We start from the raw sequence: 13,863 nt of genomic DNA, 5'->3' as shown, positions 1-13,863 counted from the left end.
TTGCCCGCCGCCTTCCAGCGCCTGCGTCGCCGCCCGACAAGACCATACCGCTTCAGGATCTCGCCTGCCGTCGAGACTGCCGGCCAGCCGCATGAGGGCTCGCTTCGCCTCAGCCTGGCCATGATCTTCTTCGGCCCCCACAGCGGATGCGCCTCCTTCGCCGCCACGATCCGCTCCACCAACTCCAATGCCGTCGCCCGGCCGTGTTTGAGCGGTGCCCGCGGCAGATCATGCAAGCCTTCCGGCCCAAGCTCCCGGTAGCGCCCAAGCCATTTGTAGCCGGTCTTGCGCGAGATCTCGAAGGCCGCACAAAGCTGCGTCATCGTCTCCTCGCCACTAAGACACTCTGCAACAAATCGAAGCCGCTCATCCATGAGCCCAATCTCTCGCCAAACCATCGCCGGTCCTCCCGGCGGACAAGAAAACCGTTACCCATGCAATCGGTCCATCCTGTTACCTATCTATCCGGTTCGGACACCGGCACCTTCTCCCCGTTAGTGACGGGGAGAAGGGGTGGCCGCAACGGCGGCGATTGGCGAAACCGTCGACGACGCGTTTTTCTCCCCGTCACTAACGGGGAGAAATGCCCGGCAGGGCAATGAGGGGCGGCGCCGGCCTGTCAAGCAAGGCTGGGTAGCCATGCCGCAACTTATGCCCTGGCGGCCTTTTGCCATGCTCGCGCATAATCGCTCCAGGCGCGCTCAGCCGGCGGCTCAGTTCGCTCGCCTTTGCTCGTAATCGTAGCGCCATCCGACGCCAGCAGCGCTGCGCCGATGCTGGTGCCCGTCGAGGTCTCCGATGAGATGACCGGTCTGCCTGTCGCTGCCGCCAGCATGCGGATGAAAAGCCGGTTTTGGGCAAACGGCCCTTCGACCGTCGTCGGACCGTCGCCGCCTATGAGGTCCAGGCAGGTCGCGGTCATCAGCGCGAGGTAGAACGAAATCGCGGCGAAACGCTGCCCGGGACTGGAATTTTCCGCATTGCTCCACTGCGCGGTGCGGTGCGGGAACGGTCCAGAACCCTGCTGAGCGGAAGGCAGCAGCAAGACCTTTCGCGTCAGCACGGCGGCAACGTCATCTTCGCTCGAATCCTGCGGCTTGTCCTCGGTCAGCGTCGAAAACTCTCGACCGCCCATGAACCGTGCGGAGGGCACCGGATCGCCGAGCGCATTGACATTGACCAGCGTGTCGCGTGTCGGGTCGAGCACGACTGGTCTGCCGCCGACCGCCATCGACACCACCCAGGTGCCGGTCGAAACCACCGAAAAGGGTGGCGCGTCGGACAGGAGATGTGGCAGCAGCGACGCGTTGGAATCGTGCAGACCACAAAAAACGGGCGTCCGTGGATCGAGGCCGGTCCGCACCGCAAGCGTGGGCAGGATCGGGCCGAGCCGGTCCCCGGCCGGCCGCACCGGCGCCATCAGCCGACGCCAATCCAGTTTGTCGACCATCGAGGAGAAATCGGCGATCCACGGGTTCCACAGATCGGTGTGGCAGCCGAGCGACGTCACTTCATTGGCGGCGAGGCCGGTCAGCCGCAGCGCCCAGTATTGCGGGTACATCAGCATCGTGTTGGCGCAGGCGAACTCAGCCGGGAAACGCTTCTGCTGCCAGAAGAATTGCGCACCGAGATTGAGGCCGAGCGGCAGGCGCGGCGTGCCGGTTTCGGCGAAGGGCGGGCGGGTCGCGTCATAGTCCACTGCCAGACTGTCGGGACCATCGAACTCATAATCGAGCACAGGCAGCACCAGTTCGCCCGCGGCATCGACCAGAGCGCCTGTCGCGCCGTGGGTGGTGATCGAAATGGCGTCGATGCGTCGTTCGCGGTCGAGGCCCGCCAAGCTGTCGAGGATGAACGCCCATAGCGCCTCGACATCGTGATGCGGATAGGGCACCTGACGCACCGGTGCGTTCGCCATGCGGCGCAGCGCGACCTCGCTCAAGGTAACGAGATCGACCAGCGCCACCTTGGCATTGGTCTTGCCGATGTCGATGACGGCGATGTGGCGTATCGTGCTCATTCCATATGGAACACGGTTTCCAGCGGAACGGCCACCGGCTCGTTGTCAGGCCTGGTTTCCATGATATCGGCCATATGAGCCCACCAGCGCCGCATCACCGGATGTTTCGGCAACTCGGCCATGCCGTGACCATCCCGCCGCCACAGCACCCCGAACAGGATGTTGGTATCCTCATCGAGGTGGATGGAATAATCGGACACCCCGGCCTGCTTCAGCAGCGCCACCAGCGACGGCCAGATCTCGTCATGGCGCTTTTTGTACTCGGCCTTCATGCCGGGCTTGAGCATCATCTTGAACGCGTACTTCTCGGCCATCAGCGTCCTCCGCGCAGCCGCCGCCAGACGATCGGCAGGGCGATGACGATGATCAGCAGCAGACCGATGAAGATCGACATGACGATGCCGGGCACATTGAGCAGACCGAGGCCGAAGGTCACCAGCCCCATGATGAGGGCGGCAAGCACGACGCCCAGAATGCTGCCGGCGCCGCCGAGAATGCTGACGCCGCCCAGCACCACCATGGTGATGACCTCGAGCTCGTAGCCCTGCGCGATCGACGGTCGGGTGGAGCCGAGCCGCGAGGTGATCAGCACCGAGGCGATGCCCGACATCAGTCCGGTCAGGCAGAACAGGATGAATTTGATACGCCCCACGCGCACGCCCGAAAACTGCGCCGCGACCGCATTGTTGCCGATGGCGAAGACGCGGCGGCCGAAGCTGGTGCGGTGCAGCAGGAACCAGTAGACGAGACCCGCAATAAGGAAGAGCACCAGTTCGAACGACACCACCCACCAGACATAGCCCTGGCCGAAGAAGGCGAAGCTATCCGGATAGCCCTTGTAGGCCTGGTCGCCGAGGATGATGAAGGCAATGCCGCGGAACAGGCTCATCGTGCCGATGGTGACGACGATGGAGGGCAGGCCAAGCCTCGTCACCAGCAGTCCATTGAAGGCGCCGCAGCCGAGCCCGACGACAATGCCGATCAGCACCAGAACCGGTGTCGCGGCGCCCGCCTGCACCGCCATGCCCATCAGCGTCGAGGCGAGCGCGATGATGGCGGCCACCGACAGGTCGATCTCGCCGGAAATGATCAGCAGCGCCATGGCGAAGGCGATCAGGCCCTTTTCGGTGAAATTGAACGTCAGGTCCGACAGCGAATAGGGATCGAGGAAATAGGGCGAGGCGAAGCTGTTTATGGCGAAGATGAGAACCGCGATGATGACGAGCAGCGCTTCCCACGAGAAGACCGCCGAGGACAGCGGCTTGTCGAGCCGGTCGGGGATGTGGCGCGGGGCAGGGGGCCTGGTTATGTCGGTCATTTGGCCAAACCGATCGAATGTTGGCGCCGCCCCTCACCCTTACCCTCTCCCCATATAGAGACGGGGAGAGGGGGGCGCCAGCGCAGGAGCTTCTCCCTTCTCCCCGTCACTATACGGGGAGAAGGTGCCGGCAGGCGGATGAGGGGCGGCACAAACCTTGAAAACAGGACTGTTGCGATCGGCAACAATCTGACCTCTCGATCCAACCGGAGCGAAGTGCTGCTCATGCCGCCTCGATCTTTCTCAGGATAATGCGGCCCTGCTGGCGTTCGCCGCGCGCGTTGAGCACGACGGCCAGGATGATCGCGCTGCCCGAAATCGCCATTTGCCAGAAGGGCGAGATGTTGATGACGGGAAGCGCGTTGGAGATGATGCCGAGGAACAGCGCCCCTAGAACCGCGCCGCCGACCGAGCCGATACCGCCGGCAATCGAGATGCCGCCGATGACGCAGGCGGCGATGATGTTGAGCTCGTAGCCGTTGGCGACCTCGACCGAGGCGATCACATAACGCGAGATCCAGAGGTAGCCCGAGAGGCCGCCGATCATGCCCGAGATGCAGAAGACGATGAATTTCGTGCGCCCGACATCGATGCCGGCATAGACCGACGCCGTCGGGTTGACGCCGATGGCGTAGATCGAGCGCCCGAGCGCGGTACGCGTCATCAGGACGAAGAACAGCGCGATGACCAGAATGGCGATCCAGGAGAGCACGGGAACGCCGAGGAAGGCGGTGCGCTGGAAGCCGATGAAATCCGGGCTCATCTTGTCGGCATTGACCCAGGCGCCGCCGGACACAACGAAGGTGGCGCCGCGATAGATGGTCAACGTGCCCAGCGTCACCACGATCGAGGGGATGTTCAGCCGCCACACAAGCAGGCCGTTGATGGCGCCGAGCACCAGCCCGACGGCCAGCGCGATGACGATCAGCAAGGGGATGGGGATCGCCGGGTGCGCGGCGTTCAGCATCGCCACCACCATGCCGGTGAAGCACAGGTTGGAAGCCATCGACAGGTCGATCGACCGGGTCAGGATGACCACCATCTGGCCGAGCGCCAGGATCATCAGGATTGATGTGTCGTTGAACACCTGGCGCAGATTCCCGGGGTCGGCGAAGGCGGGGAAGCGGGTCGAGATCAATCCAATCAGAACGGCGATGGCGGCGAGCAGCCAGATTTCGCGATATTTCAGGATAGCTTTCATGCCGCGATCCCTGCCGCCGTCCGGACCAGCGTCTCGGCGTCCAGTCCCTTGTTGTCGTAGACCGCCGCGACGAAACCCTCGCGCATGACGACGACGCGGTCGGACATGCCGAGAATCTCCGGCAGTTCCGACGAAACCATGATCACCGACAGGCCTTGCGCCACCAGCTCTGCCATGAAGCCGTGCACGGCGGCCTTCGAACCGATGTCGACGCCTTTGGTCGGTTCGTCGAGAATGATCACCTTGGGCGCGGTCGCCAGCCATTTGGCGATGACGACCTTCTGCTGGTTGCCACCCGACAGCGTGCCGACATCCTGGCTGAGCGAGGAGGCACGCAGATCCAGCCGCTCTGTGTAGGTGCGGGCGAGCGAAAACTCTTCCGCCAGCCGCAACAGGCCGGATTTGGAGGTGCGCGTGAGCGAGGGCAGCGAGACATTCTGGAAGATCGGCAGGCCGATCACCACACCCTGCTTGCCACGTTCTTCCGGCACGTAGACGATGCCGGCCTCGATCGAATCCGCCGCCGATTTTGGCGCGATTATCTTGCCTTCCAGCGTGATCGTGCCGGCCGATGTGCGGGTGATGCCCGAAATCGCCTGCATCACCTCGCTGCGCCCGGCCCCGATAAGGCCATAGAAGCCGAGGATTTCGCCCTTGTGCAGTTCGAAGCCGATGTCGTTGAATTCGGTCGGATGCGACAGGCCGGAGACGGACAGCACCGGCGCGCCGATCTCGGCCTTGCGCTGTGGAAAGATGTGGTCGACCGAACGGCCGACCATCATGCGCACGATCTGGCTCTGGCTGGTATCCTTGATCAGGCCTTCTCCGACCATCTCGCCATCGCGGAACACCGTATAGCGGTCCGCGATGCGGTAGATCTCGTCGAACTTGTGGCTGATGAACAGGATCGCCTTGCCTTCGCTCTTGAGGAATTCGATGAGCAGGAACAGCTCCTCGATCTCCTTCATCGAAAGGGCGGCTGTCGGCTCGTCCATGATGACGATCTGGGCGTCGATCGACATGGCGCGCGCCACGGCAACCAAGTGCTTGTTGGCGATTCCGAGGTCCTTCAGCCGTGCGTCGGCATCGATATGGCCCGCATGCATGGTGTCGAGCACTTCTCGGGCGTCCCTGCGCATCGTGCGCCAGTCGATGGTGCCGAAACGCGAGCGCGGTGCATGGCCGAGAAAGATATTTTCAGCGACCGAAAGGTCGTCGAACAGCACGGTTTCCTGATGGATCGCGGTGACGCCGTGCCCGAAAGCGGCATGCGCGCTGGGCAAGGTGACGGCCTGGCCGTCGATGCTGATTGTGCCCTCGTCGGGCTGGTAGATGCCGGTCATGATCTTGACCAGTGTCGATTTGCCGGCACCGTTTTCGCCGATCAACGCCGTCACCTGGCCCGGATAGAGCGACAGGCTGACATTGTGCAGCGCGCGCACGCCGGGAAAGCTCTTTGAGATGCCGGACAGCGTCAGGCGAGGAGCTGCCTTACCCTCCCCCTTGTGGGGAGGGTCGCGAACAAAGTGAGCGGGGTGGGGGTCTACAAGCATATCAAAGTCCTAATGTGCGGAGACGTCGCCACCCCCACCCCGTCTCGTCGGTATTGCTTCGCGCGACCGTCTCGCCGACCCTCCCCACAAGGGGGAGGGTACCGGCTCCAGGATCAATAGATCTTGGAGAACTTCTCGATGTTGCTCTTGTCGAACTGGAAGGGCGGAGCCATCGCGGCCGAGTTGGTGTCGTCGAGCGTGACCTTGCCGACGCGGCCGATCGACAGTGTGGCGCCGGGCTTGGCCTCTTCCTTCTTCACGGCCAGATCATGGGCGAGGTACACGGCCGAGTAGCCGAGATCGATGGGGTTCCACAGCGCGACCGCCTGGCTGGCGCCATTGTCGATGAACTTCTTGAACTCGGACGGCAGCGCCAGGCCGGTGACATTGACCTTGCCGATCAGGTTCTCGTCGGTGACGACCTGGGCGGCGGCGACGACGCCGACCGTGGTCGGCGCGATGATCGCCTTGAGGTTCGGGTAGGACTTCAACAGGCCCTTGGCTTCGTCCGTGCTCTTGGCCGAGTCATCATCGCCATAGACGGTGGCGACCAGCTTGATCTTGGGGAACTTCTCCGGCAGCACCTTCTTGGCAGCTTCGATCCAGGCGTTCTGGTTTGTCGCGGTCGAGGAGGCCGACAGGATGGCGACATCGCCGCCTTCCGGCAGATAGTCGGCGGCGAGCTTGATGATGGTCTCGCCGATCAGGCCGGTATCGGACGGGTTGAGGTGAAGCTGGCGGCCCTCCTTGGCGACGCCCGAATCCCAGGAGATGACGGTGATGCCGCGCTCCATGGCTTTCTTCAGCACCGGCACCAGCGCGTCGGCGTCATTGGCGGAGATCGCGATGGCGTTGACCTTCTGCGCGATCAGCGAATTGACGACTTCGATCTGCGCCTCGGCGGTGGCCTTGGTCGGGCCGGTGTAGATGATGTCGACGTCGCCGAGTTCCTTGGCCGCCTCTTCGGCGCCCTTGTTGGCGGCATCGAAGAAGCCGTTGCCGAGCGACTTCACCACCAGCGCGATCTTGACGTTCTCGGCATAGGCGGCATTCACGAACATGGCGGCCGAGAAGGCCGCTGTTACCAGCAATTTCTTCAAGAAGCTCATCGAATATCCTCCCTTGAGCGTTGCATTCCATCGTCGCTGCGGGCGTGAGATGATCTCAGGCCTGCAGTGAAGATTCTTCCTTTGCCGACTTGCGGGCGACGATCAGCGTCACACCGGCTGCCTCCAGCATCTTGGCTTCGCGATCCTCGATGCCGTCATCGGTGATGACGGTGGCGATGCGCGTCAGACCACACAGGATCAGGCTCGAGCGTTTGCGGAACTTCGAGGAATCGACCAGCACCACCAGCTCGTCGGCCTGGTCGATCAGTTTCTGCTCCGCCTGGATCAAAAGCGGGTCGCCTTCCATGAGGCCGAGCGGCCCGAGCCCCTGGGCGCCCATGAACATGCGGCGCGCGTAGAAATTGCGCGTCACGTCGTTATCGAAGGGCGACAGGATGATGTTCTGCTCGCGATAGATGGTACCGCCCGACAGCATCACCGTGTTCTTGGAATGCTTGAGCAGATGCTCGGCGATCGGGAATGAATTGGTGAAGATCGGCATGCGGCGGCCGGTCAGGAAATGCACCATTTGGAAGGTGGTGGTGCCGCCATTGATGATGATCGGCTCGCCGTCCCGACACAACTCGACGGCTTCGCGCGCGATTGCCCGCTTCTGCGCGGCATTGAGCGTTTCATTGACTGAGAAGGGCCGTCCGGCAAGGCCGATGAATTGCGGCGGCGAGATCGCCTCGGCGCCGCCGCGCACCCGGCGCAGGCGCTTTTGCACATGAAGCGCGGCGATATCGCGCCGGATCGTCGCCTCGGAGGACTCCGTCAGGTCGACCATCTCCTGCACCGTCACCACAGGTTTTTCCTGGACGGCGGACAGAATGATCCTGTGGCGCTCTTTTTCGTGCATGGTTCCTCCCTGCCTGGCCATCTAGGCACTCAAGAAGAGCAGTGTCAATCATTTCCGATCATATAATTTCATTGTGCGGTGCAATATGATCGATATTGATCGTTTATGATTGACAAGCTGGCCTCTTGCGTAGACATTCCCAACGAAAAGGGACCGCGCTTTCTGGTCCCGAGGGAGGATATCCATGCTCGACAAGCGCTCCGGCTCGCGCCTCGCCAATCTCTGGGATGATGCGAAGGCCAAGGGAATGAGCGAGCCTGAGCTTCTGGTCTATCGCTCGAACACGCTCGGTTCCGACAAGCGTGTCACCAACTATGGCGGCGGCAATACGTCATCGAAGATCTGGCAGAAGGATCCGCTTACCGGCGAGAATGTCGAAGTGCTTTGGGTCAAGGGCTCGGGCGGCGACAGCGCTTCGATCAAGCTCGACGGTTTCGCCACGCTCTACATGGACAAGCTGCGTGCGCTCAAAGGCCTCTACCGGGGCGTCGAGCACGAGGACGAAATGGTGGGATATCTCCCCCACTGCACCTTCAATCTCAATCCGCGCGCGGCCTCGATCGACACGCCGCTGCATGCCTATGTGCCCAAGCCCTTTGTCGACCATATGCATCCCGATGCCATCATCGCGATTGCCGCCGCGAAGGATTCCAAAGCGCTGACGAAAGAGATCTTCGGCGACGCGATAGGCTGGCTGCCGTGGAAGCGGCCTGGCTTCGAACTTGGCCTCTGGCTGGAGGAATTCTGCCTCGAACATCCCCAGGCCAAGGGTGTCATCCTTGAAAGCCATGGCCTGTTCACCTGGGGCGACACCCCAAAGGAATGCTACGAAACGACGATCTCGGTGATCAACCAGGCGATCGAATGGTTCGAGCGCCGCTCCGAAGGCCTTGCCATCTTCGGCGGCGAAGTGGTGCAGTCGCTGGACGCTTCGGCTCGGCGCGCCATCGCGGCGAAACTGATGCCGAAAATCCGGGGCCTGATTTCGGAGAAAAGCCACAAGCTCGGCCATTTCGACGATTCGCCCGCCGTGCTCGAATTCGTCAACTCCAAGGATTTGCGCCCCCTTGCGGCACTAGGCACCTCATGTCCGGATCATTTCCTGCGCACCAAGATCCGGCCGCTGGTCATCGAATTCGATCCGGCGAAACCGGATGTCGATGCCGTCATCGCGCGCCTCGCCGATGATGTCGCCGCCTATCGGGTCGGCTACCAGGCTTATTACGACAGCTGCAAGCATCCGGACTCGCCCGCCGTCCGCGATCCCAACGCTGTGGTCTATTTGATGCCGGGCGTCGGCATGTTCACCTTCGCCGGCGACAAGGCGACGGCACGCATTTCTGGCGAATTCTACGTCAATGCCATCAACGTCATGCGCGGCGCCTCGACCGTGTCGTCCTATGTCGGACTGCCCGCTCAGGAAGCCTTCGACATCGAATACTGGCTGCTCGAGGATCTGAAGCTGCAACGCATGCCGAAGCCGAAGTCGCTTGCCGGTCAGATCGCGCTGGTCACTGGCGGCGCCGGCGGCATCGGCCGCGCGACGGCCAGCCGGCTGCTGCGCGAAGGCGCCTGCGTGGTGCTGGCCGACATCGACGAAACGGCACTCGCCAGCGCCAATGAGGAACTGGCCAAGGCCTATGGCAAGGATTTCGTCCGCCCGGTGGTCATCAACGTCACTTCGGAAGACCAGGTCGTCGCCGGCTTTGCCGAGACGGCGGTCGAGTTCGGCGGCATCGACATCCTGGTGTCCAATGCGGGTCTCGCCTCTTCGGCGCCGATCGAGGAGACGACGCTGGCGCTGTGGAACAAGAACATGGATATCCTGTCGACCGGTTATTTCCTGGTTTCGCGGGAAGCCTTCCGGCTGTTCAGGGTGCAGGAGATCGGCGGCAATGTTGTCTTCGTCGCCTCCAAGAATGGCCTTGCCGCGTCGCCCAATGCCGCCGCCTACTGCACCGCCAAGGCGGCCGAGATTCATCTCGCCCGCTGCCTCGCGCTGGAGGGCGCGGAAGCACAGATCCGGGTCAATGTCGTCAACCCGGACGCGGTGCTGCGCGGCTCGAAAATCTGGACCGGTGAGTGGAAGGAACAGCGCGCCGCCGCCTACAAGATGTCGACCGACGAGTTGGAGGAGCACTATCGCTCGCGCTCGATGCTGAAGCGCTCGGTCTTCCCGGAAGACATTGCGGAAGCGATCTATTTCTTCGCCTCCGACATGTCGGCCAAGTCGACCGGCAACATCATCAACGTCGACGCCGGCAACGCGCAGAGCTTTACGCGGTAACTTGTTAAAGTTGGCGCTGCCCCTCACCCTTACCCTCTCCCCGTGAAGAACGGGGAGAGGGGGATCATCGGCGCCGGAGCGCTTTCCTTCTCCCCGTTCTTCACGGGGAGAAGGTGCCGGCAGGCGGATGAGGGGCGGCGCCAGCCGTACGCATTCTGGGAGGAACAGCAGTGTCCGAAACCATCATCTCCGCCGACATCGTCGAACGGGACAATGCGGCGCGCAAGGCCGACCTCGAGCGCGACTACGCCTCGCTCGGCGAGCGGCTCGACCGGCGCGGCATCGGCATCGACGCCATTAGGGACAATGTCGAGAAATTCGCCGTGGCCATCCCGTCCTGGGGTGTCGGCACCGGCGGCACGCGCTTCGCGCGATTTCCCGGCGCCGGCGAGCCGCGCGACATCTTCGACAAGATCGAGGACTGCGCGGTCATCCAACAATTGACGCAGGCAACACCGACCGTGTCGCTGCATATTCCGTGGGACAAGGCCGATCCGAACCGGCTGAAGCAGGCGGCCTCGCGCTTCGGCCTCGGCTTTGACGCGATGAATTCCAACACCTTTTCCGACGCCAGGGACCAGAAGCTGTCCTACAAATTCGGTTCGCTGTCGCATGCCGATGCAGGCACGCGCCGCCAGGCGGTCGAGCACAATCTCGAATGCATCGAGATCGGCAAGACGCTTGGCTCCAAGGCGCTGACGGTGTGGATCGGCGACGGTTCGAACTTCCCCGGCCAGGTCAATTTCGCCAAGGCCTTCGAACGCTATCTCGATGCGATGAGGCAAATCTACGCCGGCCTGCCGGAAGACTGGAAGCTGTTCACCGAACACAAGATGTACGAGCCGGCCTTCTATTCCACGGTCGTGCAGGACTGGGGCACCAACTACATCATCGCGAAGGAACTCGGCGACCAGGCCTTCTGCCTTGTCGACCTCGGCCACCACGCGCCCAACGTCAACATCGAGATGATCGTGTCGCGGCTGATCCAGTTCAGGAAACTCGGTGGCTTCCACTTCAACGATTCCAAATATGGCGACGACGATCTCGATGCCGGCTCGATCGATCCCTACCGGTTGTTCCTGGTCTTCAACGAGCTGGTCGATGCCGAATTGTCCGGTGCTGAGGGTTTTGACCCCGCCCATATGCTCGACCAGAGCCATAACGTCACCGATCCGATCGAAAGCCTGATGCTGTCGGCGGTAGAGGTGCAGCGCGCCTATGCGCAGGCACTGCTGGTCGACCGCAAGGCGCTCGAAGGCTATCAGGACAGCAACGATGCGCTGATGGCGACGCAGACGCTGAAGGCGGCCTACCGCACCGATGTCGAGCCGATTCTCGCCATGGCGCGGCTGAAGACTGGCGGTGCCGTCGATCCCGTCGCGGCTTATCGAGCGGCGGGCTACCGCGCCAAGGTCGCGGCGGAACGTCCGGCGGTCGCCGGCGGTTCCGGCGGGATTGTGTAGTCAACTTCTTCTCTCTCTCGACCCGACGGGCGACGGCAGCGCTTGAGCACCCCCCCTCTGTCCTGCCGGACATCTCCCCCGCAAAGGGGGAGATCAGCAGCTTCGCCGAAGGCGCTGTTCCTGCAACGGCGGTGATTGGCGAAAGCGACGGCGACATCCACTCTCGCCCCTGCGGGGGAGATGGCCGGCAGGCCAGAGGGGGCGTCGAGGATCACAATTGGCTGGACTCACCAATCCCAACAGTCTTTCCTAAGCGTCCTTACGCCCGGAGACCCGACATGCATCTTACCCGCCGGACCCTGATCGCGGCCAGTCTTTCACTGACCTTTGCCTTCGTCCCATTCACAACCGTTTTTGCCGCCTCGCCGGTACCCGCCAAGGGCGAGAACGGCATGGTGGTAACGGCCCAGCATCTGGCGTCAGAAGTCGGCATCGACGTGTTGAAGAAGGGTGGCAACGCCGTCGATGCGGCGGTTGCCGTCGGCTATGCCCTTGCGGTCGTCTACCCCAATGCCGGCAACATCGGTGGCGGCGGCTTCATGACCATACGCTTCAAGGACGGCAAATCGACCTTCCTCGATTTCCGTGAACGCGCGCCACTTGCCGCGACCAGGACCATGTATCTCGACAAGGATGGCAATCCGGTGAAGGGCGCCAGCCTCGACGGCTATCTGGCGGTCGGCGTGCCGGGGTCGGTGGCCGGTTTCGAGATGGCCCGCCAGAAATATGGCACCTTGTCCAGGCAAGATCTGATGACGCCGGCGATCAACTATGCCAGGGACGGTTTCATCCTCAATCAGGGCGATGCCGCCTCGTTCGCCGGCAGCGCTGAAAGGCTGGCGAAGGACCCGGCGGCGGCGGCAATCTTCCTCAAGCCCAACGGCAAGCCCTATGGCATCGGCGAGAAGCTGGTCCAGCCCGACCTTGCCGCCTCGCTCTCGGCCATTTCCGACAAAGGTCCCGACGCCTTCTACAAGGGCGCCATCGCCGACGCCATTGTCAAGGCGAGCGGCGCCAAGGGCGGCATCCTGACCAAGCCGGATTTCGAACAATACGCGGTGCGCGAACTGAAGCCCGTGACCTGCAATTACCGCGGCTACGAGATCACCTCCTCGCCGCCGCCAAGTTCCGGCGGCGTTATCATCTGCGAAATCCTCAACGTGCTCGAGGGCTATCCGCTGTCTTACCTCGGCCCGGCTTCGGCCGAGACGGTGCATGTCATGGTCGAGGCCATGCGCCATGCCTATGTCGACCGCAACTCGGCACTCGGCGACCCCGACTTTGTCGACAATCCGGTCTCCAAACTGCTGGACAAAGCCTACGCCAAGAACATCCGCGACAAGATCGACCCGTTCCGGGCCGGCGTTTCGAAGGATCTGATGCCGAAGGGCTTTGGCGAGTCCAAGGAAACCACGCACTATTCGATCATCGACAAGGACGGCAACGCGGTCGCGGTCACCTACACGCTGAACGGCTCCTTCGGTGCCGGCGTCGTCGCCGGCGGTACCGGCATCCTGCTCAACAACGAGATGGACGACTTCACCCAGAAGCCCGGCGTGCCCAACCTCTATGGCCTAGTTCAGGGCGAGGCCAACGCCATCCAGCCGAAGAAGACGCCGCTGTCGTCGATGAGCCCGACCATCGTCGCCAAGGACGGCAAGCCGTTCATGGTCATCGGCAGCCCGGGCGGCTCGCGCATCATCACCATCACGCTGGAAGCGATCGTCAACGTCATCGATCACGGCATGAACATCCAGGAGGCGGTCGACGCGCCGCGCATCCACCACCAATGGCTGCCCGACACGGTCTATGTCGAACCGTTTGGCCTGTCGCCCGACACAGAAAGACTGCTGGCCGGCATGGGCTATCACCTCGAGCTCAGCGACCAGACCTGGGGCCAGGCGGCCGGCATCCTCGTCGGCGGCAAGAGCCTGGCGGAAATCGGGAAGGGGGGCGGCGCGCGCTACAATGGCGCCATCGACAGCCGCGCCGCATCGGGCGAGGCGCTCGGATATTGATACCCGGGGTGGCTTTCGATCGAGAGCCTACGGGT

11 protein-coding genes are annotated in these 13,863 nt (G+C 62.8%); 3 read left to right on the top strand and 8 right to left on the bottom strand.

Going from position 1 to position 13,863, the window contains the following annotated elements; translation table 11 throughout:
• The 8 genes from FJ938_RS20385 to FJ938_RS20350 form a co-directional block, all read right to left on the bottom strand.
• Window positions 1–398 (bottom strand): helix-turn-helix domain-containing protein (locus tag FJ938_RS20385; protein WP_140696762.1); only part of this gene is annotated, 398 nt, incomplete at its 3' end.
• A 251-nt stretch (window positions 399–649) separates the two neighbouring features.
• Window positions 650–2,020, bottom strand: coding sequence for an FGGY-family carbohydrate kinase (locus tag FJ938_RS20380; protein WP_140696759.1), 1,371 nt, complete (start codon window positions 2,018–2,020; stop codon window positions 650–652).
• Window positions 2,017–2,334, bottom strand: coding sequence for an L-rhamnose mutarotase (rhaM, locus tag FJ938_RS20375; RefSeq protein ID WP_140696756.1), 318 nt, complete (start codon window positions 2,332–2,334; stop codon window positions 2,017–2,019). The genes FJ938_RS20380 and rhaM overlap by 4 nt, the downstream gene beginning before the upstream one ends.
• Complete coding sequence (locus tag FJ938_RS20370) at window positions 2,334–3,338, bottom strand: ABC transporter permease (RefSeq protein WP_140696753.1); 1,005 nt, start codon at window positions 3,336–3,338, stop codon at window positions 2,334–2,336. The genes rhaM and FJ938_RS20370 overlap by 1 nt, the downstream gene beginning before the upstream one ends.
• A 223-nt stretch (window positions 3,339–3,561) precedes the next feature.
• Window positions 3,562–4,539, bottom strand: a complete 978-nt coding sequence (locus FJ938_RS20365) for an ABC transporter permease (protein ID WP_140696750.1) — start codon at window positions 4,537–4,539, stop codon at window positions 3,562–3,564.
• The gene (locus tag FJ938_RS20360; RefSeq protein WP_246673438.1) at window positions 4,536–6,092 is read right to left on the bottom strand and encodes a sugar ABC transporter ATP-binding protein; all 1,557 of its coding nucleotides are present in this window, start codon (window positions 6,090–6,092) and stop codon (window positions 4,536–4,538) included. The genes FJ938_RS20365 and FJ938_RS20360 overlap by 4 nt, the downstream gene beginning before the upstream one ends.
• Before the next feature lie 113 nt (window positions 6,093–6,205).
• Window positions 6,206–7,201 (bottom strand): rhamnose ABC transporter substrate-binding protein, encoded by a 996-nt coding sequence (rhaS, locus tag FJ938_RS20355; protein ID WP_140610348.1) that lies wholly within the window; start codon window positions 7,199–7,201, stop codon window positions 6,206–6,208.
• Window positions 7,202–7,256: 55 nt separating this feature from the next.
• The gene (locus tag FJ938_RS20350; protein ID WP_140610347.1) at window positions 7,257–8,060 is read right to left on the bottom strand and encodes a DeoR/GlpR family DNA-binding transcription regulator; all 804 of its coding nucleotides are present in this window, start codon (window positions 8,058–8,060) and stop codon (window positions 7,257–7,259) included.
• Between the two features lie 184 nt (window positions 8,061–8,244).
• On the opposite strand from FJ938_RS20350, the gene FJ938_RS20345 reads away from it, so the two are divergent.
• The 3 genes from FJ938_RS20345 to ggt all read left to right on the top strand — a co-directional run bounded on the left by FJ938_RS20345 (window position 8,245) and on the right by ggt (window position 13,828).
• Window positions 8,245–10,347 (top strand): bifunctional rhamnulose-1-phosphate aldolase/short-chain dehydrogenase, encoded by a 2,103-nt coding sequence (locus FJ938_RS20345; RefSeq protein WP_140696747.1) that lies wholly within the window; start codon window positions 8,245–8,247, stop codon window positions 10,345–10,347.
• Between the two features lie 170 nt (window positions 10,348–10,517).
• Window positions 10,518–11,810, top strand: coding sequence for an L-rhamnose catabolism isomerase (gene rhaI, locus FJ938_RS20340; RefSeq protein WP_140696744.1), 1,293 nt, complete (start codon window positions 10,518–10,520; stop codon window positions 11,808–11,810).
• A gap of 278 nt (window positions 11,811–12,088) precedes the next feature.
• Window positions 12,089–13,828: a gamma-glutamyltransferase gene (ggt, locus tag FJ938_RS20335; protein ID WP_140696741.1), complete on the top strand. Its 1,740-nt coding sequence runs from the start codon at window positions 12,089–12,091 to the stop codon at window positions 13,826–13,828.
• The last annotated feature ends 35 nt before the right edge of the window (window positions 13,829–13,863 follow it).

The sequence above is a fragment of the Mesorhizobium sp. B2-4-14 genome (assembly GCF_006442155.1).
Taxonomy (GTDB): Bacteria; Pseudomonadota; Alphaproteobacteria; order Rhizobiales; family Rhizobiaceae; genus Mesorhizobium.
This window is presented reverse-complemented; position numbering and strand designations above follow the sequence as displayed.